This is a genomic window from Niastella koreensis GR20-10, assembly GCF_000246855.1.
GTDB classification, from domain to species: Bacteria; Bacteroidota; Bacteroidia; order Chitinophagales; family Chitinophagaceae; genus Niastella; species Niastella koreensis.
Genome location: NC_016609.1, coordinates 8,391,412 through 8,415,811 on the forward strand (window position 1 = coordinate 8,391,412; position 24,400 = coordinate 8,415,811).

General features: G+C 44.7%; 19 protein-coding genes. 12 read left to right on the plus strand and 7 right to left on the minus strand.

The genetic code is table 11. The annotated features are described in order from the left end of the window. The first annotated feature begins 48 nt into the window (after positions 1-48). The 4 genes from porK to porN all read left to right on the plus strand — a co-directional run bounded on the left by porK (position 49) and on the right by porN (position 4,954). Positions 49-1,323 carry a T9SS ring complex lipoprotein PorK/GldK gene (gene porK / locus NIAKO_RS33745; RefSeq protein WP_172642135.1) on the plus strand — a complete coding sequence of 425 codons (1,275 nt, stop codon included), beginning with the start codon at positions 49-51 and terminating at the stop codon, positions 1,321-1,323. A 133-nt stretch (positions 1,324-1,456) separates the two neighbouring features. Beyond that, positions 1,457-2,227, plus strand: a complete 771-nt coding sequence (gene porL / locus NIAKO_RS33750; RefSeq protein ID WP_014222988.1) for a type IX secretion system motor protein PorL/GldL — start codon at positions 1,457-1,459, stop codon at positions 2,225-2,227. A gap of 77 nt (positions 2,228-2,304) precedes the next feature. Then, positions 2,305-3,894, plus strand: coding sequence for a type IX secretion system motor protein PorM/GldM (porM, locus tag NIAKO_RS33755; protein ID WP_014222989.1), 1,590 nt, complete (start codon positions 2,305-2,307; stop codon positions 3,892-3,894). 25 nt (positions 3,895-3,919) lie between these two features. After that, positions 3,920-4,954 (plus strand): type IX secretion system ring subunit PorN/GldN, encoded by a 1,035-nt coding sequence (porN, locus tag NIAKO_RS33760; protein WP_014222990.1) that lies wholly within the window; start codon positions 3,920-3,922, stop codon positions 4,952-4,954. Between the two features lie 325 nt (positions 4,955-5,279). Here the strand turns inward: porN and uvrC are convergent, their stop codons facing one another. From uvrC to NIAKO_RS33780, 4 genes are all read right to left on the minus strand, one after another. Then, positions 5,280-7,103, minus strand: a complete 1,824-nt coding sequence (uvrC, locus tag NIAKO_RS33765) for an excinuclease ABC subunit UvrC (RefSeq protein WP_014222991.1) — start codon at positions 7,101-7,103, stop codon at positions 5,280-5,282. A gap of 13 nt (positions 7,104-7,116) precedes the next feature. Continuing rightward, entirely contained in the window at positions 7,117-7,725 is a 609-nt protein-coding gene (locus tag NIAKO_RS33770) for a hypothetical protein (RefSeq protein WP_014222992.1), read from the minus strand. Positions 7,726-7,940: 215 nt separating this feature from the next. Beyond that, positions 7,941-9,413 (minus strand): outer membrane beta-barrel protein, encoded by a 1,473-nt coding sequence (locus NIAKO_RS33775; protein WP_014222993.1) that lies wholly within the window; start codon positions 9,411-9,413, stop codon positions 7,941-7,943. Positions 9,414-9,505: 92 nt separating this feature from the next. Next, complete coding sequence (locus tag NIAKO_RS33780; protein ID WP_242673099.1) at positions 9,506-10,120, minus strand: RNA polymerase sigma factor; 615 nt, start codon at positions 10,118-10,120, stop codon at positions 9,506-9,508. A gap of 265 nt (positions 10,121-10,385) precedes the next feature. Here NIAKO_RS33780 and NIAKO_RS33785 point away from each other — a divergent pair, with 265 nt between their 5' ends. Continuing rightward, entirely contained in the window at positions 10,386-12,212 is a 1,827-nt protein-coding gene (locus tag NIAKO_RS33785) for a cytochrome c oxidase subunit I (RefSeq protein WP_014222995.1), read from the plus strand. 134 nt (positions 12,213-12,346) lie between these two features. Here NIAKO_RS33785 and gpmI read toward each other — a convergent pair whose 3' ends face one another. Beyond that, entirely contained in the window at positions 12,347-13,870 is a 1,524-nt protein-coding gene (gene gpmI, locus NIAKO_RS33790; protein ID WP_014222996.1) for a 2,3-bisphosphoglycerate-independent phosphoglycerate mutase, read from the minus strand. A gap of 164 nt (positions 13,871-14,034) precedes the next feature. Between gpmI and NIAKO_RS33795 the strand changes: the two genes are divergently transcribed. The 3 genes from NIAKO_RS33795 to NIAKO_RS33805 all read left to right on the plus strand — a co-directional run bounded on the left by NIAKO_RS33795 (position 14,035) and on the right by NIAKO_RS33805 (position 15,861). Next, complete coding sequence (locus tag NIAKO_RS33795; RefSeq protein ID WP_394365453.1) at positions 14,035-14,400, plus strand: DUF4783 domain-containing protein; 366 nt, start codon at positions 14,035-14,037, stop codon at positions 14,398-14,400. Between the two features lie 124 nt (positions 14,401-14,524). After that, entirely contained in the window at positions 14,525-15,379 is an 855-nt protein-coding gene (gene nadC / locus NIAKO_RS33800) for a carboxylating nicotinate-nucleotide diphosphorylase (protein WP_014222998.1), read from the plus strand. Positions 15,380-15,513: 134 nt separating this feature from the next. Further along, positions 15,514-15,861 carry a translation initiation factor gene (locus tag NIAKO_RS33805; protein ID WP_014222999.1) on the plus strand — a complete coding sequence of 116 codons (348 nt, stop codon included), beginning with the start codon at positions 15,514-15,516 and terminating at the stop codon, positions 15,859-15,861. 359 nt (positions 15,862-16,220) lie between these two features. Here the strand turns inward: NIAKO_RS33805 and NIAKO_RS33815 are convergent, their stop codons facing one another. Further along, a complete protein-coding gene (locus NIAKO_RS33815) occupies positions 16,221-17,672 on the minus strand; it encodes an NADP-dependent isocitrate dehydrogenase (RefSeq protein ID WP_014223000.1) in 1,452 nt (483 codons plus the stop codon). A gap of 245 nt (positions 17,673-17,917) precedes the next feature. On the opposite strand from NIAKO_RS33815, the gene apaG reads away from it, so the two are divergent. Continuing rightward, the gene (gene apaG, locus NIAKO_RS33820; protein ID WP_014223001.1) at positions 17,918-18,304 is read left to right on the plus strand and encodes a Co2+/Mg2+ efflux protein ApaG; all 387 of its coding nucleotides are present in this window, start codon (positions 17,918-17,920) and stop codon (positions 18,302-18,304) included. A 137-nt stretch (positions 18,305-18,441) separates the two neighbouring features. Here apaG and NIAKO_RS39485 read toward each other — a convergent pair whose 3' ends face one another. Further along, positions 18,442-20,190 carry a peptide MFS transporter gene (locus NIAKO_RS39485; protein WP_014223002.1) on the minus strand — a complete coding sequence of 583 codons (1,749 nt, stop codon included), beginning with the start codon at positions 20,188-20,190 and terminating at the stop codon, positions 18,442-18,444. Positions 20,191-20,503: 313 nt separating this feature from the next. Here NIAKO_RS39485 and purD point away from each other — a divergent pair, with 313 nt between their 5' ends. From purD to NIAKO_RS33840, 3 genes are all read left to right on the plus strand, one after another. Then, a complete protein-coding gene (purD, locus tag NIAKO_RS33830) occupies positions 20,504-21,784 on the plus strand; it encodes a phosphoribosylamine--glycine ligase (RefSeq protein ID WP_014223003.1) in 1,281 nt (426 codons plus the stop codon). A gap of 25 nt (positions 21,785-21,809) precedes the next feature. After that, entirely contained in the window at positions 21,810-22,880 is a 1,071-nt protein-coding gene (locus tag NIAKO_RS33835) for a tryptophan 2,3-dioxygenase family protein (RefSeq protein WP_014223004.1), read from the plus strand. Positions 22,881-23,341: 461 nt separating this feature from the next. Beyond that, a complete protein-coding gene (locus NIAKO_RS33840; RefSeq protein WP_014223005.1) occupies positions 23,342-24,367 on the plus strand; it encodes a rod shape-determining protein in 1,026 nt (341 codons plus the stop codon). The last annotated feature ends 33 nt before the right edge of the window (positions 24,368-24,400 follow it).

Here is a 24,400-nt window from a genome sequence, read left to right on the forward strand (position 1 = left end):
AAGTCGGTAAAACATTATTTTTGCCCAATACCCTTTAATATTATGAAAATGAAGAACCTATCCGCCTTAACAGCGCTGGTGGCTCTGATCGCTACCGGATGTGGCAAAGTAGGAAAATCCTCAAAAGGCCTGCCCAATGATGGTCAGTTGCATGGTGTATCTGCGGCTGCAAAGTACAATTTGACCAGACCTCCAGGAATGGTTTATGTACCACCAGGGACGTTCCATATGGGACCCAGCGATGAGGATGTTAACTACGCTTATACTGCCCGTAACAAGCAAATTTCTATTAATGGTTTCTGGATGGACGCAACCGAGATCACAAACAACGAGTATCGTCAGTTTGTGCAATGGGTTCGCGACTCTATCGGCGCCACCCTGCTTCAGTATGGTAAAGAAGTAGATGGTACTTTCTCAGTTGACTGGAAAAAAGCGAAAACCATTAAATGGGATGACAAAGCGACTATCGAGAAGATCGATCAGCTGATCCTGTCGCCTGAAAACCGCATTTTCGGCAAAAAGGAGATCGATCCTTCAAAATTGATATACCATTCAGAAACATTCCAGCTGAAAGAAGCTGCTGAACGTGGAAACGCCGGCAAGCCCCGCTCTCAGTTCATTGTAAAAAGGAATGTGCCTATTTATCCAGATACCCTGGTTTGGATTCGTGACTTCTCTTATTCTTACAACGAACCAATGACCAAGCGGTATTTCGTTCACCCGGCCTTCGGCAACTACCCTGTAGTAGGTGTGAACTGGAAACAGGCCAGCGCATTCTGCGAATGGAGAACTCACTACCTGAATTCTTTCCTCGAGTCTAAGAAAAGACCTACCGAATCAGATTTCCGTTTACCAACAGAAGCAGAGTGGGAATATGCTGCCCGTGGCGGTCGTTCTCAATCAATGTTCCCCTGGGGTAACTATTATCTGAGAAATAAGAAAGGTTGCTTACTGGCCAACTTCAAACCCGGCCGTGGTAACTATCCAGAAGACGGAGCTTTCTATACTGCCCGCGCAGATGCTTACTGGCCAAACGACTTTGGTTTGTATTGCATGGCCGGTAACGTATCGGAGTGGACTTCTTCTCTGTTCTACGAAGGCGCTTACAACTTCCAACACGATATGAACCCAGACATTCGTTTCGATGCCAATGACGATGCACCTCCACGTATGAAACGTAAGGTAATTCGCGGTGGCAGCTGGAAAGATGTAGGATTCTTCCTTCAAACGAGCACCCGTAGTTATGAATATATGGATACAGCTAAGTCTTACATTGGCTTCCGCTGTGTGATTGATTTACCTGCTATGCAGAAGAAACGTTAAAATCTATTTAAGAGTAAAATTTTTTAACGGCGAATCCGTTTTATTGGAGATTGATTTAACAACAAAATCAAACTGGAATTTTATTCTCTCAACCCTTTGAAAACCCGTTTTCTAAAAATTAAAATTTAAAGTTATGGCTGGAGTTTCTAAATCTACTGAAAGACTGGTAAACGTAATCGTATGTATGGGTGCTGCTGTAGTTATCTTTGGTGCCTGGCAAAAAATTACCCACCAGGCGCTTGCTGACTTTTTCTTGACTGCAGGTCTTATTACTGAGGCAGTTATCTTCGTGGTATATGCATTCTTACCCCCTCCCGGATCAGAAATGCATGCAATTGCTGAAGCATTACCAAAATTAGCCGGTGGCGTTGCTTCTTCAGGCAACCCCGCTATCGCTAAAATGGATGAAATGTTCCAGGAAGCTGATATCACACCTGCTAACCTTGCACGTTTAAGCGAAGGTTTCAAAAAATTAGGTTCTACTGTTACTAATATAGCCGACGTATCTGATGTAGTTAAAACTACTTCTGACTATACAGCAAAAACTAAAGAAGTAACTGTTGCCCTGGATAAAATGAAAGATGTTTATACTGGCGCTGCTGCTTCAGTTTCTAGTTTCAACAGTGCTGCTGATGGCACAAAACAGTTCCATGAGCAGGTTCAGGTTCTGACCAAAAATTTAGGTTCTCTGAATGCTATTTACGAACTGGAGTTACAGGATACAAACAACCACCTGAAAGCTATGAACAGCTTCTACGGTAACCTGGTACAGGCTTCACAAACCATGCAGGGCAGCGTAGATGATGCTAAGAAAGCTCACGAACAGATCTCTAAACTGGCAGGTAACCTGAGCCACCTGAATACCATTTATGGTAACATGCTCACTGCTATGTCAGGTCGTTAATCAGGTCGGTATCCATATCCGTATCTAATGCAATCAGATTAGTGAACAAAATTGTTTAAACTAGAAAAACCTAAACCATGGCTTTACCTAAAGAGCCGAGGCAGAAGATGATTAACATGATGTACCTGGTGCTTACAGCTCTGCTGGCACTCAACGTATCATCAGAAATCCTCAATGCCTTCGTTACAGTAAATGGCAGTATTGTTAAGTCGAATGCAGTAATAGGCGATAAGAACAATCTGACCTACGCATCTTTTGACGCAAAATTAAAAGATGAGCAGACAAAAGCCCAGGCAGAACGTTGGGCTCCTAAAGCTCAGGATGCTAAAAAATTGTCTGCTGATCTCTATGCTTATATTGAGACATTGAAAGCCGACCTGGAAAAAGCAGCCGGTACACACGAAAACCACGTTACCGGTAAACAAGAGATCAATGCTGATAACCTGGATGCTGCTATCCGTTTAATGGATAAAGAAGGAAAAGGTAAAGAGTTATATGCCAAACTGGGTGAGTTCAAAAAGAACATCCTTGCTGGTGTAAATCCTAACGATCCTACTTTGAGTCCTAAAGAAAAATCGGACATGACAGCGGATCTGGACAAGTTACAGAAATCCATTCCCATGGATCTGTCTGTTCCAGCTTCTAAAACCGGTACTAAATATGGTAATGATGTAGATGGCTGGATTCAAAGCTATTTCCACATGACGCCGGCTATCGCAGCTTTAACCATTCTGAGCAAATTCCAGAATGATGTAAAGAGCTCTGAAGCTCAGGTTGTTGACTACTACCACTCTAAAATTGGTGAAGTGAAGCTGGTTTATAATAAATTCCAGGCTATTGCAACATCAAACACTACTTACGCTATGCCTGGCGATCCGGTTGAGATCACTGCTGGTGTAGGCGCTTTCAGCGACGCTGCAAAACCAAAGATCACTATCAATGGTCAAAACATGCCCCTGACAGCCGATGGAACAGCTATCTTTAAAACTACAGCAAGCGGTACTGGCGAACACCCGGTTAACGTGGTGATTGAGTACCAAAAACCTGATGGTTCTATTGACCGTGTTACCAAAAGCATCAAGTATACAGTAGGTGTTCCTTCAGGAGCTTCTATTTTCCTCGAGAAAATGAACGTACTGTACATTGGTGTTGACAACCCGCTCACCGTTTCTGGTGGTAGCGTAGGTGCTGAAAAAACAAGAGTAAGCTTTGCCGATGGTTCTATCACAAAAACCGGTAACGACCATTACGTTGCTAAGCCCAGCAAACCTGGTATGTCTGAAATCGTTGTAACAGCAGAAGGCAAAACCTTTAAATTCCCAATGCGTTTAAAATATCTGCCTCCGCCAGCAGCTTTTGTTGGAACAAAGAAAGGCGGAAGTATTGGTGCAGCTGAATTTAAAGCAATGGGTGCCGTTCTCGCGAAACTGGAAGAAAGTGACTTCATGGCTCCTTTCCAGGTAGTTAGCTACCGTGTAGGTGCTGTAGGTGGCCCCATCCAGCTGTATCGTGAAGCTACCAACGATGGAAACCGCTGGAGCGGTCAGGCTGCCAGCATCATTACCAGCGCTGGTCCTGGAACAAGGATCTTCATCGACGCAATCAATGTTATAGGTCCTGATGGCCGTAAGCGTGAGATCCCAGGCATGCAATTCAGCCTTAAGTAAAAAACATTATAAAAACAGGGAACTAATGAAGAACCGTATTATAAAACTGTGTTTGTTGCTGACTGTGATGGTATTTACAGCCAACTTCGCAGATGCTCAGGCAAAAAAGCCTAACCGGCCTGCAAAAAAGCGTGCTGGTGCAGTTAAAAAAAGCACTGTGAAAAGCAAGAACAAGCCTGTTGCTGCTGTAGCGCCACCACCGGTTGACACCGTAAAACCAGCTCCGATTGAAGCGAAGCTGGACATTCCGCCGATCAAAAAATCGCTGCGTAATGATAACGCTATCGAGCGTAACCTGGTGAAAGACCGGATTCCCTTGGCATACGAACACATCCGGGAAGATGATGCCGTGTATATGCAGCGGGTTTGGCGTGAGATTGACGTACACGAGAAAATGAACCTGCCTTTCGTATACAAAGCAGAAGGCGACCAGGGTAATGAGCGGTTCATTTATATCCTGTTAAATGCAATCAAAAACGACAGTATCACTGCGTTCTCTGCCGATGACGACCGGTTTACCACACCTTTGACTTTCAAGGATATAGTGAAAGGACTGGTTGGAACACCCAAGCCATTACAGGTTCCTGACCTTAAAAATGACCCTGATGGTTCAAAAGGTCTGATGCGTGATACCGTTATCGTTGATGAGTTCAATCCTGACAAGATCGAAAGATTCTGGATCAAGGAAGACTGGGTATTCGACAAGGAATCTTCGCGTATGCAGGTGCGTATCCTCGGGATCGCCCCGCTGAAGACCATTACCAACGACGATGGCTCTTTCCGCGATGTAACTCCCATCTTCTGGGTTTACTACCCCGATCTGAGACCCATCTTTGCTAAACACGAGGTGTACAATGGTAAAAACTTTGGCGCCCGTATGAGTTGGGAAGAGTTGTTTGAGAGCCGCATGTTCGCAAGCCGCATCATCAAATCAACTGTTAACAACCCCAATGATGAGTTCATCAAATCGTACATTAAAGATCCTATCCTGGCGCTGTTAGAAGGCGAAGACATGAAGGAGCGGATATTTAACTACGAGCAGGACCTTTGGTCATACTAGTAAGATTAGACATCATTATAATAAAAAAAGGCATCGTAAATTTACGATGCCTTTTTTTATTTATTACATTAAGCCATTGTAGGTCATGCGAAAACCGGAGTCGTTGTATAAACATTATATCAGGAATTTTTTTAAAAATACCCACTATTAGGTATTGTTTTGTTCCGCCTATTCACTATTTTTACAATGGTTTTTCATAGGATATTGGATTTTAAAAACGGGGCTGGATGTCTATCCGGGCCCCTTTTTCTTTTTAGGGGTATCTATCAATAAAAGAGAAGCCTCCCAATCAATTGGAAGGCTGTAATATATAGTTTGTGAATCGTCAGTTTACCTCAGCCTCATCAGGTTTATCAAAGTAATTCCTAATCAAGTTAGCCTTAGATGTTCCTACGGCCGACGTTAGCTCCTCCAGGCTCAGTTCCTTCACCCGTTTAACCGATTTAAATTCTTTCAGTAATTGTTCCGCCGTGTTCTTACCAATGCCTTTTATTTGCTCAAGCTCGTTCTTGAAAGTGCCCTGGCTGCGTTTTTTACGGTGAAATGTAATACCAAAACGGTGCACCTCATCACGAATGGAGCGGATCAGTTTCAAACTATCACTATTGTAAGGCAGCTTCACCGATTCCTTATCGCCCGGGAAAAAGATCTCTTCTTCGTTTTTTGCCAATCCCACCAGCGTCATTTTGCCCTGCAGGCCCAGTTCGTTTATGCCTTCCAGTGCGGCGCCCAGCTGGCCTTTACCACCATCGATGATCACCAGTTGCGGAAAAGGCTGCTGTTCCAGTTGTAATCGTTTATACCGCCGCGTAACAGCCTCTTTCATGGTGGCAAAGTCATTGATGCCCTGCACCGTTTTTACATTGAAATGCCGGTAGTCCTGTTTACTGGGTACACCATCTTTAAAACAAACCATGGCCGATACGGGGTAACTGCCCTGGAAGTTGGAATTATCAAAACATTCAATGTGAACGGGGATGGCGGGTAATTGCAGGTCGTGTTGTATTTGTTCCAGCACCCGGTGTTTGGTAGAAGCATCCTTGCCATCGAGCTTCAGCATTTTCCGTTGCCTGATCTCTTCCTTGAAATAGTTTACGTTCAGCGCGGCCATATCCAGCAGTTTCTTTTTATCACCGGCCTTGGGCACGGTAACCACTATTCCCGGTTCGTCATATTCAATTTCAAACGGAACAATGATCTCGGGGCTCAGGCTGTTGAAGGTGGAGCGCAGTTGTGCAATAGCAAACGACAACACTTCTTCAGCAGGTTCATCGAGGTGGGTTTCCCATTGCGAAGTATGGGTTTGCACAATGGTGCCGTTCTGCATCATCAGGTAGGTTACATAGGCAATATCGCCATCACGCAAAATTGAAAATACATCTGCATTGCCCAGGTGCCTGCTTACGATCACCGAACGGGCGTCGTACTCTTCGAGGTGTTCAATTTTTTTACGTAATATCTGCGCTTTCTCAAATGCAAGGTTCTCGGCAGCTTCCTTCATCTCTTTTTTATAATGACTGATCACCGGGCCCAGGTTGCCCTTGAGAATATTCCGTAACTGCATTAATCCCTCCCCATATTCTTCTTCGGTTTGATGGCTTTCACAGGGGCCCTTGCAATTGCCCAGGTGGTATTCAAGACAAACCTTGAACTTGCCCTTCCGGATGTTGGCGGGGGTGAGGTTAAGTTTACAGGTGCGTAGCTGAATATTTGCCTTTACAAAATCGAGCAGCTCCCGCACTTTGGCTACCGAGGTAAAAGGGCCCAGGTATTCGGAACCGTCGTTTATTTTACGGCGGGTAAGAAACACGCGGGGAAAGTTCTCTTTTTTGATGACAATGTAGGGATAGGTCTTGTCATCTTTCAGGTTTATGTTAAAACGCGGCTGAAACTGTTTTATCAGCGAGTTCTCCAGCAGGAAGGCATCTTGCTCACTGGGTACAATGGTGAACTCTATGCGCCTTATACGCTGAACCAGCTCATGGGTTTTATAGGAGGTGAACGTTTTGGTAAAATAAGAGCTCACCCGTTTACGGAGGTTCTTTGCTTTACCTACGTAAAGCAGGGTATCCCCCGAATCGTAATATTTGTAAATACCGGGGTCAACCGGTAATGTTGGTGCAATTTGTTGAAATTCCTGTGCTGTCATGATTGTTGATTCCTTAATCGGCAAAACTCTGTGGGTCCCAGACCACCTTTTCCATAGAAGTAACAGCCGGCGCGTTCTTTGGTTGGCGAATGGTAAGTACATAAAAGTAATCCATCATCTTCCAGGTAAGTTTTTGTTCAATGGTGGTGTCGCCGCTGCTGAACGACCTTTCCATGTAAACGCGTTTTACCTGGTCGGTGGCCAGGCTGGGCTGCAGGAATACCATTACATTCCGCAAAGAACCATCGGCGTCTTTTGGCGAATAAATAAAGTTCAGCATTTCAGTGGTTTCATCCATCAGCGAATGCTCGGTAAAATGGTTGTGGAACGAAGCGGAATCCAGTTCGGGCAACAGGAACTGGCTGGCCAGTTTATGAAACTCCGCCGGCTGAATGTAGGATGAGTCTTTTTTGCCATTTGTATTCATTTTTTTAAGAATAGCGCCGGCATAAGTATCCACCTTCGTAATATCATTTTTAATAAGATCTGTTATAGGTAAATAAGTGCCGGAATTCAGTGAATCCTGGGTGGTTTCAGCATTACCTGCAGGCTGCTGGGGTTTGTGTTTACAGGCTACGGCCAGTAATAACAGGGCCGGAAATAATAGATTTATCCGCTTCATCGGGTAAAAATATTGAATTCCGCTGTGTGAACGAAAGGGACATTTGAAAAGTAAGGGGAAGGAGAAATAAGAAGTTGAAAGTCAGTTGTGAGTAGTCAGTAGTCAGTAGTCAGTAGTCAGTAGTCAGTTAGCTCGAGATTATTTAGAACTCCGAATATTCGGGAACCCACTCACTACTCACTACTCACTACTCACTACTCACTACTGACTACTCACTAGCGGATAGTTTTGGTTACGCCTATCTGGATACCATAGTTATACAGATTCTCGCGGATAGGGTATTTCTGAATATAACTTGAGAATAATTGATAACGCAACTGCGGTCCGATCTTCCATCTCAGATCGCCGGTTTTATAAGAGATAAAGGCTTCCACACTGGTGTTTACATTCCACTTTCTAACCAGTGATGGTTCGGTGGCGTATTTGTAATCGGCAGTAAGCAGGTAACTGTTCCGGTTCAGCAAATAAGTTGGCTGAACGGTTCCGCCAATGCCTACATGGATTTTATCCTTACCCAGCAGGTTTACTTCCATACCTAAAGGAACCGACAACTGGAAGTACTGGTTGTGCAGGTTTTCTGCTGCATCGCCACCAAAGTTGCGGTAACGGGTGTAAGTGGTAAGCTCACCGGTGGCAATACCCCAGTTTGAATTGAGGGCAATGGTGGCCGGTTCAGAATTGGAAGAACTATATGCCTGTATATCGTACCGGGTAAAATTGAACAGCAACCCGGTTTTCAGTGTAAAGGTTTTATTGATCGTGTACAGAATGTTTGAACCCACTTCAAAGCCCATGGCCGGTTTATGGTTCACCAGCTTTTCAGGATCGCCTTCGATAATTGGTGCAAGTGGCAATGTTTTCACATCTGAAGGATAGTTGCTTCCCCGCCAGGTGCGATAGTTCATAGTGGGCGTAAACGTCAACTGCCAGCCAAGCCGTTTTTGTTTAGGCACGGGTAATTCATATACCGCATTATTGGCGAGCCAGTTCAGGCGTTTATTATCTTCCTGGGCATTGTGGGTGTTTTCACCCAGTTTAGATCCGTCGATGGCAACAGGATTGGTTAAAGAACTGGCGGCAGGCACCTGGAAAAATTGATTGCTGACTTCAGGTTCTTCTGCTCCACCCTCTGTGTGCCCGGGTTGCCGGAATTTTTTAACTGGCCTTGAATCCAGATCATATACGGGGGCCTCCTCGTTAAACGCCAGAACAGGATTGCCCGGAATTGCAGTATTGTTGGTAGTGGCTGTTGTTACCGGTGGTTGCTCCATGTTAATCACCACAGCGGTATTGCCTTCGGAATTATTATCAGGATTGAGTACAAAAGTTCTTTGTTTGGCAATGCTGCTTGCAGTACCGGCAGGTTGTTTTGGATTGCCAAAAGGAACTATAACGGCAGGTTTATTATCGCCAGATTCGGTAGTAGTTTCGGTTGATTTGGAAAGTGTGGAAGCCGGATTGTTTTTACTAATAGCCTTGTTGCTGGCCGATGGAGTGATAAATTCAATGAATGTATAATAACCAACAGCACCCAGAAAGAGAATTAAACTTAACCAATACCATTTTCTGTTTGGGTGTAATGAACGGTGAATGCCTTTCCACACCTTATCAGATGGATACATTTTATATTGGTCAGCCTTTTCTTTCAGCAGTTCTTCAATATCCTCATTATAAAAACCTCGATCCATATCAATTAGTGTTTGTACGGTATGTTTTTCATAGGGTTAGGTCTGTATATCAGTAAAGTGAGATAACATAAATTGAAAACAGATCACCATGTTTATCTTCCTGCTGCTACTCCTAACCAATTGCTCTTTTCTTTGGGCCGCATGATGATTTTTTTCTTTACCAGAATATCTTCAAGCATTTGTTTGGCCCGGGTATATTGCGAACGGCTGGTACTTTCTTCAATATCCAGCATGTCGGCAATTTCTTTGTGCGAATACCCTTCAATGGCATATAGGTTAAGAACCGTACGGTAACCTATAGGTAGCAGACGGATGCATTCTACTACTTGTTTTGCCTGAACTATTGAAGGCACTGATTCTTCGCGCACCTGGATGCTGGTAGCATGAATGATATCGACGCTTTCGTTGAACTTCTTGTTCTTTTTGAGGTGGTTGATACAGGTATGAACTATGATTCGCCGTATCCAACCCTCAAATGCTCCTTTGTTCTGAAAGGTGTGTATCTGTGAAAATACCTTGATAAACCCTTCCTGTAACATGTCTTCAGCATCTTCCCGGTGGTGGGCGAACCTGTAACACACTGACAGCATTTTGGGGCTGTACCTGTTGTACAACTCCCGTTGGGCAGTGGTGTCGTTACGTAAACAGCCTTGTAAAATGGCGTCGTCGGTCATATAAACCGTTTGGTTGCCCTGTAATTTAGACAATTTTTCGATGTAAAAGCTGCGCTATTTATAAAAAATTAACCCTTCCGGGCACCGGTTTTAATGTGGCAAAACCGGGTTTTAGCGGCCGTTTTTGTCGTTTGTAATTTGGATAACCATGAGTTTCATCCCTTTATCTAACCCGGTGGCGTAAGTTTTGCTGCATTTTAAAATAGCTGTTTAACCCTCTCTGATTTTTTAAACAACGCCATGAAACCGGCCTGCTAACGAGCAATATATTCTACAAGACATCTTAAAACATGCGACCATGGCTAATTTAGAAGAAGTAACCCAATCCGGCTCCCCATCAATTGAAATACACAATGTCGATGAACATGGCGAACATGCCAAACATTCGTTCTGGAGCAAGTATGTATTTAGTCAGGACCATAAAATGATTGCCCGCCAGTTCCTGATAACGGGTATGATCTGGGCTATCATCGGGGCTGGCTTTTCTGTGCTGTTCCGGATTCAATTGGCTTATCCCAACGACAGCTTTCCCATTCTTGAAGACCTGCTGGGGCATTGGGGCGAAGGAGGACATATTAATCACGAGTTTTATTATTCCCTGGTTACCATGCATGGAACCATCATGATCTTTTTTGTGCTAACTGCCGGGTTAAGCGGCACCTTTGCCAACTTTTTAATTCCCCTGCAATGCGGTGCGCGCGATATGGCTTCGCCCATGCTGAATATGCTTTCCTACTGGTTCTTTCTGGCTGCCAGTATTGTTATGTTCTCCTCGCTGTTTTTGGAAAGCGGTCCGGCCAGTGGTGGATGGACGGCCTATCCGCCGCTAAGTGCGCTGGGCGATGCCATGCCCGGTTCGCGGGCGGGCGTTGATTACTGGCTTATATCGCTTGCCTTGTTTGTGGTAAGCACCCTGCTGGGCGGCATCAATTACATTTCAACCATTTTAAACCTGCGCACCAAGGGGATGACCATGACGCGATTGCCATTAACCATCTGGGCCCTGTTCTTTACTGCCTGTTTGGGATTATTATCGTTCCCGGTGTTACTCTCTGGTTTCATCCTGTTGTTGTTCGATCGTCATGCAGGCACCAGCTTTTATCTTAGTGATATTTATATGAGCAGCATTGGCAAAGCCCTGCCCCATGAGGGCGGCAGCGCCATTCTGTACCAGCACCTGTTCTGGTTTTTAGGCCACCCCGAAGTATATATTGTGATCCTACCGGCTATGGGTATTGCATCGGAGGTTATCAGTGTCAATTCGCGCAAACCTATTTTTGGTTATACGGCCATGGTAGGGTCGTTGTTTGCCATTGCCATCCTATCGTTCCTGGTATGGGCGCACCATATGTTTGTGACGGGTATGAATCCCTTCCTGGGTTCGGTGTTCGTATTATTGACGCTGCTCATTGCCATACCCTCGGCCATAAAAGTATTTAACTGGCTTACCACGTTGTGGCGGGGAAATATCCGGTTTACGCCGGCCATGTTATTCGCCATTGGGTTTGTAAGCGTATTTATTTCGGGCGGGTTAACCGGCATCTGGCTGGGTAATTCAACCATTGATATACATGTGCACGACACGTATTTTATTATCGCCCACTTTCACCTGGTAATGGGCGTGGCGGCTATGTTTGGGATGTTTGCCGGTATTTACCACTGGTTTCCTAAAATGTATGGCCGGTATATGAACAACACACTTGGTAATATTCATTTCTGGGTAACTATGGCAGGGGCTTACTGTATTTTCTGGCCCATGCACTATGAGGGACTGGCAGGTATGCCGCGGCGTTACCTGGATTATTCCGGCTGGGCATCGTTCAACCAGTTTGAAGACCTGAACCGGTTTATCACCATTGCCTCTATCATTGTTTTTGCCGTGCAGTTATTGTTTGTCTTTAATTTCTTTTATTCCATTTTCAAAGGAAGAACCGTAACCAGTTTAAACCCCTGGCAGGCTACCACCCTGGAGTGGACAACACCCATACATCCACCACATGGTAACTGGGAAGGGGAGATACCGGAGGTGCATAGGTGGGCTTATGATTATGACAGAGGTGATAGATCGTTTATACCTCAAACAGAGGAGGTAGGTGACAGGGAGCCGCAGTTTGTGGAGAAGTAAGTTGAAAAGTTGATAAGGTTGATAGAGGAAAGCCAAAAGCAAACAGGGTTGACGGTCTTAAACCATCAACCCTGTTTGCTATTTTGGATGTATTTCCTTTATCAACACTGTCAATTCTATCAACCTTTCAACTATTAAATCAACACCTCACCAGTCATTTCTGCCGGAATAGGAAGGTGCATCACGGTAAGAATAGTGGGAGCAATATCGCCCAGTTTACCTGGTTTTACAGATCCTTTAAAATCATTAGAGATAATGAACAAAGGCACAAGGTTCATAGTGTGGGCGGTATTGGGCGTACCATCCTGGTTAATCAGGTAATCGGCATTACCGTGATCGGCAGTTAAGAAAACAGTATACCCATGCGCCAGTGCAGCAGTTACCACGCGCTCAACACAATGGTCAACGGTTTCAACAGCTTTAATGGCGGCAGAGAAAACGCCGGTGTGACCCACCATGTCGGCATTGGCAAAATTCAGACAAATAAAATCAGCTGATTCTTTTTCAATTTCCGGAACAATGGCGTCGGTTACTTCGTTTGCGCTCATTTCAGGCTTCAGGTCGTACGTTGCCACTTTAGGGGAAGGGATCATAATGCGGCGTTCACCTTCAAAAGGCTGCTCACGGCCCCCACTGAAAAAGAAAGATACGTGCGGGTATTTTTCAGTTTCGGCTATGCGGATCTGTTTCTTGCCATTATTGGCCAGAATTTCACCCAGCGTATTGTTCAGGTTATCGTTCTCAAATACCACGTTCACGTTTTTGAAAGTCTTATCATACTCCGTCATGGTGGTATAGTTCAGCGACAGTTTCTTCATGCCAAAATCAGGCATATCGGTTTGCGAAAGCACTTCGGTGATCTCCCGGCAGCGGTCGGTGCGGAAGTTAAAACAGATAACCGCATCACCATCTTTTATGGTAGCCAAAGGTTTTTGATCGGCGCCAAGGATAACCGTTGGCTTTATAAATTCATCGGTAACGTTGGCGGCATAAGATTGCTCAATGGCTGCCAGTGGATCGGTTGCTTTTTCGCCAATGCCATTTACCATAGCATCGTAAGCAAGTTTCACCCGTTCCCATCGTTTATCGCGGTCCATGGCATAATACCGGCCATCTATGGTGGCAATTTTACCAACGTTCTCGTTCAGGTGACGCTGTAAGTCGGTCACAAAGCCCAATCCGCTTTTAGGGTCGGTATCTCGGCCATCGGTGAATGCATGAACAAATACTTCGGAAACACCTTCCTGTTTGCACAGGGTGATGATGGCTTTTAAATGATTGGTGTGAGAGTGTACGCCGCCATCGCTTACCAGGCCTATGAGGTGTAAAGGTTTTTTATTGTCTTTGCTGTAGCGGATGGCTTTTAATAAATGTTCGTTTTTAAAAAAGGAACCATCGCGTACTGCAACATTGATGCGTTGTAATTCCTGGTAAACAATACGGCCGGCGCCCAGGTTCAGGTGGCCAACTTCACTGTTTCCCATTTGTCCATCGGGTAACCCTACTAATTCGCCACAGGTAATTAATGTGGTATTAGGATATTTTGCATACAATGAGCTTACAAAAGGAGTTTTTGCATTTTGAATAGCATCTGAAGATTTAACCTTTCCAAGGCCCCAACCGTCCATGATGACTAATATAGCTTTATTATTTTGCATATAACTAGATGATTATGTTTGGCTTGTTATTGAGAAATGCAAAGGTAAGGCAATGCGCCGGTAGTAGTAATTTTTGGCGCCATTCTTACTTTGGCATATTTTTAGCGAATTTAGCGGTGAAACGTAAAATTTGTTCATTTATGAAAAAGTATCTGGGATTTGCGATGGTAGCCATTTCGCTGGTCCTGGTGTCATTTACCCCCCTTTATTCTATCGACGACGTGGTAGCTGCCATGAAAACCGGTAATGCCAATCAGCTCTCGAAGTATTTTGACAGCCGCATTGATCTATCATTGCCAGGTAAGAGCGATAATTACAGCAAAAGCCAGGCTGAAATGATCTTGAAAGATTTTTTTGCCAACAATACTGTAAAGAACTTCGTAGTAAAACATAAAGGGGAGCAAAATGGCTCCCAGTTCTGCATCGGATTACTGCAAACCAAAAACGGGAACTTCCGCACTAAATTCTTTATGAAGCAAAAAGGCGACCAGCAGGTTGTTCAGGAGCTTGGGATTGAAGTAACGGAGTAATCAATAGGCAATTCCCCGGCTTCGCCCGGGAACAACAGACAATAGGCAAAACTTCAAAAAATTCATGATGTCCGAACTTTGGCAAGCCTTGCCTATTGTCAATTGGCAATTGTACCTTTGATTTATGCTCACATTCAACGAACAGCTACATCTATTAATAGAAGCGGCGCTGCACGAAGACATTGGCGACGGAGATCACTCCACCTTATCGGCTATACCTGCCGATGCAAGAGGAAAAGCCGTGTTAAAGATCAAACAGGCCGGCACTATTGCCGGTATGCAGGTTGCTGAAGCTATTTTCAGGTATAAAGAACCTGGCGCACGGTTTATTGCTTTTAAAAAAGATGGCGATACTATGTTGCCCGGCGAAAATGCATTTGAAGTAATTGCCACGGTACATACTATTCTGCAATGCGAAAGGCTGGTGTTGAATTGCATGCAGCGCATGAGCGGCATTGCCACCCTCACCCGTCAATATACTGACCAGTTAAAAGGATACGCCACCAAATTACTGGATACGCGCAAAACCACGCCTGGTTTCCGGCTTCTGGAAAAAGAAGCAGTGCGTATTGGCGGCGGTCACAATCACCGCATGGGGTTGTATGATATGATCATGCTGAAGGATAACCATATTGATTATTGCGGAGGCCTTGAAAAAGCCATCGAACGGGCCTGGGAATATGTACAACAGGTAAAACCCGGGTTAAAAATTGAAGTGGAAACCCGCAGCCTGGATGATGTTAAACGGGTGGTGGCCTTTGGCAAAGTTGACCGTATTATGCTGGATAATTTTACCCCCCAGCAGCTTAGTCAGGCGTTGAAAATAATAAACGGTCAGTATGAAACCGAAGCCAGTGGTGGAATAACCCTCGAAAATATTACCGAATATGCTCAAACCGGCGTAGATTATGTAAGCGTTGGCGCACTTATTCACCAGGCAGTGAGCCTTGATTTGAGTTTAAAGGCGGTTATTGCATAGAACGTATTTCTGTGGAATAAATATAGCATTACAAAATAAAGTTGAAGGCTAAAGTTGAAAGGTTAAAGCTCAAAGCAATTATAGTGAGCGCTTTGACCTTTAGGCTTTCTCCTTTCAGCTAAAATTTTGAGACCATGAGTAAAAAGAATAAGCCCGATAACAAAGGCTTCGTATACAGCACCGATCCCAACTTCAAATTTGAAGAAGAGCAAAAAGGCCGATCACAAACATTACCACCCGAACAACAGAAATTACGCATCTGGTTAAATACCAGGTTGCGTGCCGGCAAAGCGGTTACCCTCATCGTTGATTTTGCAGGAACCGAAGATGACCTGGAAGACCTGGGCAAGAAGCTGAAGAACTATTGCGGTACAGGAGGTTCTGCCAAAGATGGCGAGATCCTTATCCAGGGCGATCAACGCGATAAAGTATTACAATGGCTGTTAAAGAATGGCTATAAAAACAGCAAGAAGGCGGGGTAGGCGATCGTTTTTCTGATAGTATTTGCTTATGTATTTCATCCTGGAATTTGTTAACTATGATTGGTTGGGCTATTCTATATGCAATTCTATTTTTTATTGCTTTTATTTCGCTGCTTATTGGCGTACCATCCTGGATAATGGGTACTATAAACAGAGACCGTGGCTGGGTTGTTTTTGCGTATAGGGTGCTGGGAGTTATGCTGGTGGCAGTTGCCCTAATATATACAATGCGTTACACTGTGGTAAAAAGTTGGATTAACCATTTGCTGCACCTTCATTAGAAAGATCACTTACTTATAATAAAAGAGGGCCCGTTACTTAAAACGAGCCCTCTTTGCATATTGTCAATTGCCCATTGTTTATTGCCCTGCTGCTGAACTGTACGATTTCTTATCACCCCACATATTCAATAACTCCAGTGATGGTATTTTGAAATCACCACTTAAACTAACGTACAGGCCTATGATATCCTGTTGGTTCAGCGGATAATTATCGATGCTTTCAAAGCGAACGTTGTACTGGTTCACCAGGTTCGTGTAAACCGATCCGGTAGGCCATACCTGGGTGCCGCGGTTGCTGATATTGATGAGGTTGAATTTCACACCCGCATGACGCTGACATTTTTTAGCGATCACATCGGGTTGTTCATTGCTTTCGATGAACATATCAACACCAATGATCTTTTCCTGCTCCACTTCTTTTGTCTCCAGCATGGTGTTCTTTTCCAGTTTCAACGGCGTAGGCGTACCTGGTTTATTAGGTATTATTTCTTTGGCATTTAATTCAGGCGTTTTACCAAAGTTGCTGATGATGGCATCGGCAAACTCAGTGGTATTAAGGCTTGGTTTGCTTTTATCACCAAAGTCGCCGGTGTGCACGCCTTGTTCCAGCGTATACAATAATGCATTTTCAATAACAGCTGCATTTTCGGTAAGGCCCAGGTGACGAAGCATAGCAAACCCGCTTAACAATAAGGCCGTGGGGTTGGCAATGTTCTTACCGGCAATATCAGGCGCTGTACCATGCACTGCTTCGAAAATACAGATGTGGTCGCCAATGTTGGCGCTGGGCGCAAAACCCAAACCACCTACCAAACCGGCGCACAGGTCAGATACGATATCGCCCTGCAGGTTGGTGAGTACCACTACATCAAACGTATCGGGGCGGGTAACCAGCTTCATGCACAGGTCGTCAACAATTACATCATCTGCTTTCAGTTCAGGATATTCTTTGGCTACTTCATAAAAGCAGTCGAGGAACAAACCATCGGTGATCTTCATGATGTTGGCCTTGTGGCTGCAGGTGATGCGGCGGGCCTTTTTCTGGCGGGCCATTTCAAATGCATAGCGGATAACCTGTAAGCTACCGGGGCGGGTAATAAAGCGGCGGCTTAAGGCAACGTCCTGCGTAAGCATGTGCTCGATGCCACCATAGGTATCTTCAATATTTTCGCGAACTACAGTTATGTCGATGGGGATGCCGGCTTTGGAGAAAACAGTATCAACGCCGTGCAGGGTTTGAAAAACGCGTTTGTTGGCGTAGGTGTTCCAGGTTTTGCGAGCAGTAACGTTCACACTCTTAACGCCTTTGCCTTTTGGGGTTTCCATGGGGCCTTTGAATAATACGCCCAGGCGCTCGATGGTTTGTTGGGCTTCGGGAGTCATTCCATTTGAAAAACCCTTGTCGAATACCCATTTTCCCATGTCAACCACTTCATATTCCAGGGGAACTTTATTGGCGTCGAAGATCTTTAAAACGGCACTCATGATCTCGGGACCTATGCCGTCGCCTTTGGCCACTGCAATTTTCATGTATATAGTTTTTGTTTGTTTAATTAAAGCCACATGCAACCGGTCACGATACCTGAATGTGTTTATATATTTAATAATGAATAGGTTATCGCGAAAGTTTCATGTTGTAAATGTAAAAACTGGTCGATGTGAATAAATCCGGGGCAAAATTAGCTATTCCACACACAATTCATATTAAAACGTGAATAATTGCTATGGCGAGCTTTTAATTTTGATTATCTTTAAATTCCAAACTAGTTAGCGTAATGGTCTCAAAGATTTCCGAAGGCATAGAAATAAGTGTCGAAACGTTCTATCAACCCGATTATTCCAACCCTGTATCGGGAGAATATATGTTTGCCTACCGGATCACCATTGAAAATCACAACAACTATCCAGTTAAACTGCACCGCCGCCACTGGTATATTATCGACAGCAATGGAACCAATCGTGAAGTAGAAGGCGAAGGGGTAGTAGGCGTTCAACCCACTTTACAACCCGGCGAGCGGTATCAGTATGTAAGCGGTTGCAACCTGCGCAGCGAAATGGGTAAAATGCATGGCACCTATCTCATGGAGAATTTGTTTAATAAAACATCGTTCGATGTGAATATTCCCGTGTTTGAGATGATTGTGCCGTTTAAGATGAATTGATAAGGTACAAGGCTCAGGAAACAAGTCACAAGAAATTCTTAATAAAAAGGCCCCGACGATACCGTCGGGGCCTTTTCTTTTATAAAATTAGTTTGTTTTACTTGTGCCTTGCGGCTTGAAGGTTGAGGCTTTCACGGCTACGCCGCGTCAACATGCATCATCTTCTTCAACTGCTTTGTAAGCAGGAACAGGATCAGCGACGCTACACCCGCCATCCCTACAAACAGCATAAAGAAATCGTACAGGTTGGTCATATGATAACCCAGGAAACTGGTGGTTTTACCGGATTCAGGGTACAGGGCACTCAGCACACCGGCTAATTTATTTGCTGCCGCATTGGCCAAAAACCAAACGGCCATTAATAAAGAAGCGAATTTGAATGGCGCCAGTTTATTTACCAGCGACAAACCGATAGGTGATAACGACAGTTCACCCCAGGTGTGCAGGGCATACATACCGGTAAGCCAGATCATGCTCACTTTAATCCCGGGTTGAACATTCTTTACTCCGAAGGCTATCCATAAATAACCCAGGGCCAGCAGGGCCAAACCCATAGCCATTTTAAATGGCGACGTTGGTTCGCGTTTGCCCATCTTTAGCCACATCCAGGCAAAAAACGGGGCAAAGGTTACCACGAAGATGGAGTTCAACGACTGGAACCAGGCGGCAGGAATTTCATTTAATTCAACGGATTGCTTATGCAACGAAATCAAATAAATATTTCCGGCAACAATTGATGCCGCAAAAAGGAATAACAGTCCATATATAGTAGCTCTTAATTCTTTATCATAAGCGGTACCAAGGTTCCTGGCTGCTCTTTTGAAAAGTGAAATAATATAAACCAGTAAAAGCGCTGATACACCAATTATTGACCAGACAGGGAAATTGAACCCTACCTGTCTGTTGGTTTGTTCATCGGCAAAAAAGGTAAGCGAAGCGCCTGCCTGTTCAAACGCCGACCAGAAGAAGATCACGAAGAAAGCAACTATAAAAATGACGCTAATACGCTGGCGTTCAATTTTGCTTAATGATTTGTCGGAGAAAATAACAAATGCAATAAACAGTACGCTGGCTATTAACAGGTAGGTGAGGTAGCTGAATTTTTTTGCATCTATATATAGCATTGCAATTAGTACGCCTGCAAAAAGCAACAGACCCAGCACTATGTTCAGCGGGTTGGAAAACTGCTTGGGCGAATTGGCGGGTATTTCACCTAATGGCTTCCCTTCGGGGGATTTTACATATTTGGATTGAAATGCTCTTTGAACAATTACGCTTATCAGCATACCAATGCCTGCCACCAGGAACGACCATTTAAAATCATATTCACCTACCCAACCACAAACAAAAGGTCCGATAGCGCCACCTACGTTAATACCCATATAGAATATGGTGTACGCAGCATCGCTTCTACGGTCGCCCTTGGGGTACAACTGGCCTACCATGGAAGAGATATTGGGTTTGAAGAAACCGTTACCGGCAATCATTAAACCCAGTCCGGTAAAGAAAAGAATGGAAGAAATATCGGGGGCAGACTTATATAAGGAAGCGCAGAAAAAAAGTACAAACTCACCAATGGCCATTACCAAACCGCCGAGAATGATAGAACGTTTATTTCCCCAGTAACGGTCGGAAATATAACCGCCAACAAGAGGAGTGAGGTAAACGAGGCTGGTATAACTGCCATACAGGTTACTGGCGAAAGCTTTGTCGAATAACAAAACTTTGGTCATGAATAACACCAATATGGCCCGCATGCCATAGTAGTTGTATCGTTCCCACATTTCAGTGGCAAATAGAATGTACAATCCTTTCGGATGTCCTTTTTTGGCGGGTATTACAACATCGTGTAATACATCGGGGTTAGCGGTGGCAGTTTGAGACATGTAGTTTTTGTTTTTTAGAAAAGTCAAGCAATTCGTTCATGCAGTATTTAACGGCCCAAAATAGTGATTAATTAAATACGGGTAACAGGCAATGGACATATTGTTTAGCCAATTATTAGCATTTTAATGTTTACCTGGTACGCTTTCAGTGCTATTCCTGAAACATATGAAAAACAGTCTATTGTTTTAACAATGAGTGAGTTGTAACTTTAAAAATAATGGCCTGGGTAGTAAATGGGTAGTAAATTAAAATTCATTAATCCCCCCCGAATGCCGAAATTCGCCGCGGCAAAACCTACTTCACTTATTAATCATGAATATTTTACTCTTAGGATCTGGCGGCCGGGAACATGCCCTGGCCTGGAAACTCGCACAAAGTAAACAATGTGATCAGTTATTTATTGCACCCGGAAATGCCGGCACCTCGCAGTATGGCAACAATGTCAATCTTTCGATCATTGATTTTGGCGCCATTAAGCAGTTTGTCCTGGACAACAACATCACATTAGTGGTGGTTGGTCCGGAAGAACCGCTGGTAAAGGGTGTGACCGATTTCTTTAGAAAAGACGACCAACTGAAACAGGTGGTGGTTATTGGTCCTTCACAATATGGGGCGCAACTCGAAGGCAGCAAGGCCTTTGCCAAGAAATTCATGATGCGTCATGGCATTCCCACAGCGGCTTACCGCGAATTTGATGAAAGCAACTATGCCGAAGGCATTACTTATTTACAGCAGCATGCCCTGCCCATTGTGCTGAAAGCCGATGGCCTGGCGGCCGGTAAAGGCGTGCTTATTTGCCAGTCGCATGTAGAAGCGATTGCCGAATACGAGCTGATGTTGCAACACAGCAAATTTGGCGACGCCAGCAAAAAGGTAGTGGTGGAAGAGTTTTTAACCGGCATTGAGCTGAGCGTTTTTGCATTAACCGATGGCAAAGACTACGTATTACTGCCTGAAGCCAAGGATTATAAAAGGATCGGCGAAGGAGATACCGGATTGAATACCGGTGGAATGGGCGCCGTAAGCCCCGTACCGTTTGCCGATGAAACCTTTATGAAAAAGGTGATAGATAAAGTGGTAAAACCAACTGTTCGCGGCCTGGAACAGGAAGCGATCGACTATAAAGGATTTGTGTTTTTCGGCCTCATTAAGGTAGGCGATGAACCGTATGTAATTGAATACAACTGCCGGATGGGCGACCCCGAAACTGAAGTGGTAATGCCCCGCCTGAAAACCGACCTGGTGGAGCTGTTCATGGCCACCGATAACGGTACGCTTAACACCATAAAAATCGAGCAGGACAGCCGATATGCCTGTACTGTAATGGCTGTAAGCGGCGGCTACCCCGGTAACTACGACAAAGGATTTGTAATAAGCGGGTTAAATAAAACCGTACCGGCCGATAGCCTGGTTTTCCATGCAGGAACTTCACTGAAAGATGGCAATGTGGTAACCAGTGGCGGCCGGGTACTTACTGTAACTTCTTATGGCAATACGGTAACTGCTGCCGTTGCCAGATCGAAGGAAACGCTGCAACAGATCTCGTTCGAGGGTATGTACTACCGGCAGGATATCGGCTTCGAGTTCGAGTAAAAGCTTTTCGGAAAATACGCTCTACATGCAACAACAAAAACAAGTACACTACAGTGATTATCTGCAATTAGACAAGATCCTGAACGCTCAGACCCTGGAAAGTGACTTACTGCAGCAGCATGCCCATGATGAAATGCTGTTCATTGTCATTCACCAGGCTTACGAGCTTTGGTTCAAACAATTGCTGTTTGAGATCGATTCGGTGGCTGCCATTATGCAAAAGCCGGCAGTTAACGACAATTCGCCAGAACTGCAAACCGTTGTTCACCGGTTAAACCGCATGGTAACCATTTTGAAGGTGCTGGTGCATCAGATAGACATTATGGAAACCATGACACCGATGGATTTTCTCGATTTCCGGGATATGCTTCGGCCCGCATCGGGTTTTCAAAGCTGGCAGTTTAAACTGGTAGAAGCCAAGCTGGGCCTCAAATACCAGCAACGCCATGGCCAGGAATACTACATTTCCCAATTAAGGCAACAGCAAATCGATCTCATTAAACAAACGGAAAAAGAAAGATCGTTTATTGAACTGCTTAACACCTGGCTGGAACGCATGCCCTTTTTTGAGGAAGAATCAAACTGGGAACATTACAAACAGGTAACCCAAACTCCTCCCCTATTGAAGGAGGTCGGGAGGGGGCCATCTCCTTTCTGGGGGGACTACCGTTATATTTATGCCAGTGGACTGGCTGAAGCCGAGCAAAACAATCTACAGTTTTTTGATGCGGTGTTTGCAGATGAGTCGGCTTCGCCCGAAAGACAATTATCGCCCAAAGCCTGCCGGGCAGCGCTTTTCATTATGTTATACCGCGGTTATCCCATTTTACAATTGCCTTTTCAGCTGCTGAATGGTTTGTTGGAAATTGATGAACAATTAAGCACCTGGCGGTACCGGCACATGAGCATGGTACAGCGAATGATAGGCACCCGTATTGGTACCGGCGGCAGCACTGGCCGCGACTATTTGAAAGGTGCATTGGACAAACATTACATTTTCGCAGAAATAAGCCGGCTTACGAGCTTTTTGATTGAAAGAAGAAAGCTGCCGGTTTTAAGCCATGAAATGGAGAACAGACTTGGCTTTGCAGGATAAACTTTTTTACCGGTTACCGGTTGCTGAAACAGGCGACCGGTAACAATTTTCACTTCAGTAGGTATTTCTACGTACCAACCGTGTATGTCAATTATACGGACGATCAACCCCTAAACAACAGGCCATTTTTTTACATGTGAAGTATATAACCGTGCAAAAAGCAGGTTATGAAACAATTTAAACAATAAGTAACAATTAACGTTTCAGTATAACGTTAGTGAAAGACTTTTACCTGCGATTTTTGTGCCACAAAAAACACGTAAAAAAGCAGGTTAAGATATAATCCGGAATAGCAATACACAGCCTCCCGCACCGGAACTGTAGCGGAAAGCAGCAGAACGATAAGCGAAATTTGTACCAGAAAAAAAATACTTGATCCAGCAAAGGTTGTGCTTTGTTAATTCGAATTATTTGCCTCAATTTTGCATGCATTACATTCAATCCAAAATCTGACCTTCTAAATGGGCTTATTCAACTTTTTCACCCAGGAGATTGCCATCGATCTGGGCACTGCCAATACCCTAATCATACATAATGACGAAGTAGTGGTGAATGAACCGAGTATTGTAGCGCTGGACCGTAACAACCCTAAAACGGTTCTGGCAGTAGGGAAACGGGCGTTGATGATGCATGAAAAGACCCATGAGAGCATCCGCACTGTTCGCCCGCTTAAAGACGGTGTAATTGCCGACTTTAACGCAGCAGAATTAATGATCCGGGAGATGATCAAAATGATCTACCCCAAAAAGCCTTTGTTCCCCCCAAGCTGGCGGATGATGATATGCATCCCTTCCAGCATTACCGAGGTGGAAAAAAGAGCGGTGCGCGACAGCGCTGAGCAGGCAGGCGCCAAAGAGGTGTACCTGTTGCACGAACCCATGGCTGCTGCCCTGGGTATTGGCATTGATGTAGAAGAGCCGGTTGGTAACATGATCATCGATATCGGTGGTGGTACTACCGGTATCACTGTAATTGCCCTGGCAGGTATCGTGTGCGACCAGAGTATTCGTATCGCCGGTGACGAGTTCACTGCCGACATTATGGAAGCTCTCCGCCGCTATCACAGCTTGCTGATTGGTGAAAGAACTGCCGAACAAATTAAAATAAACATTGGTGCGGCTATGAAAGACCTGGATAATCCACCAGATGATATTCCAGTGAACGGCCGCGACCTGGTAACCGGTATTCCTAAACAGATCATGGTTAGCTACCAGGAAATTGCCGAAGCGCTCGATAAAAGCATCTTTAAAATTGAAGAAGCGATCCTGAAGGCGCTTGAAATGACCCCTCCCGAATTAGCTGCCGATATTTACAGACGCGGTTTATACCTCACTGGCGGTGGAGCCCTGCTGCGTGGTTTGGATAAACGCCTGAGCCAAAAAATTAAATTGCCTGTGCACGTGGCTGACGATCCATTAAAAAGCGTAGTACGCGGAACCGGCCTGGCACTGAAAAATTATGATCGCTATCCATTTGTGATGCGTTAATATTTAATAAAATTTGGCATTGTTTTTCAGGCT

Bases quoted from the DNA above. Each gene is read 5' to 3' on its own strand.
- porN (WP_014222990.1), top strand. From the start codon at position 3,920: ATGAAGAACCGTATTATAAAACTGTGTTTGTTGCTGACTGTGATGGTA.
- porK (WP_172642135.1), top strand. From the start codon at position 49: ATGAAGAACCTATCCGCCTTAACAGCGCTGGTGGCTCTGATCGCTACC.
- apaG (WP_014223001.1), top strand. From the start codon at position 17,918: ATGGTCTCAAAGATTTCCGAAGGCATAGAAATAAGTGTCGAAACGTTC.
- NIAKO_RS33795 (WP_394365453.1), top strand. From the start codon at position 14,035: ATGGTAGCCATTTCGCTGGTCCTGGTGTCATTTACCCCCCTTTATTCT.
- gpmI (WP_014222996.1), bottom strand. From the start codon at position 13,870: ATGCAAAATAATAAAGCTATATTAGTCATCATGGACGGTTGGGGCCTT.
- NIAKO_RS33805 (WP_014222999.1), top strand. From the start codon at position 15,514: ATGAGTAAAAAGAATAAGCCCGATAACAAAGGCTTCGTATACAGCACC.
- NIAKO_RS33770 (WP_014222992.1), bottom strand. From the start codon at position 7,725: ATGAAGCGGATAAATCTATTATTTCCGGCCCTGTTATTACTGGCCGTA.
- NIAKO_RS33775 (WP_014222993.1), bottom strand. From the start codon at position 9,413: ATGGATCGAGGTTTTTATAATGAGGATATTGAAGAACTGCTGAAAGAA.
- purD (WP_014223003.1), top strand. From the start codon at position 20,504: ATGAATATTTTACTCTTAGGATCTGGCGGCCGGGAACATGCCCTGGCC.
- nadC (WP_014222998.1), top strand. From the start codon at position 14,525: ATGCTCACATTCAACGAACAGCTACATCTATTAATAGAAGCGGCGCTG.
- porM (WP_014222989.1), top strand. From the start codon at position 2,305: ATGGCTTTACCTAAAGAGCCGAGGCAGAAGATGATTAACATGATGTAC.
- NIAKO_RS33835 (WP_014223004.1), top strand. From the start codon at position 21,810: ATGCAACAACAAAAACAAGTACACTACAGTGATTATCTGCAATTAGAC.
- NIAKO_RS33815 (WP_014223000.1), bottom strand. From the start codon at position 17,672: ATGAAAATTGCAGTGGCCAAAGGCGACGGCATAGGTCCCGAGATCATG.
- NIAKO_RS33840 (WP_014223005.1), top strand. From the start codon at position 23,342: ATGGGCTTATTCAACTTTTTCACCCAGGAGATTGCCATCGATCTGGGC.
- uvrC (WP_014222991.1), bottom strand. From the start codon at position 7,103: ATGACAGCACAGGAATTTCAACAAATTGCACCAACATTACCGGTTGAC.
- NIAKO_RS33785 (WP_014222995.1), top strand. From the start codon at position 10,386: ATGGCTAATTTAGAAGAAGTAACCCAATCCGGCTCCCCATCAATTGAA.
- porL (WP_014222988.1), top strand. From the start codon at position 1,457: ATGGCTGGAGTTTCTAAATCTACTGAAAGACTGGTAAACGTAATCGTA.
- NIAKO_RS39485 (WP_014223002.1), bottom strand. From the start codon at position 20,190: ATGTCTCAAACTGCCACCGCTAACCCCGATGTATTACACGATGTTGTA.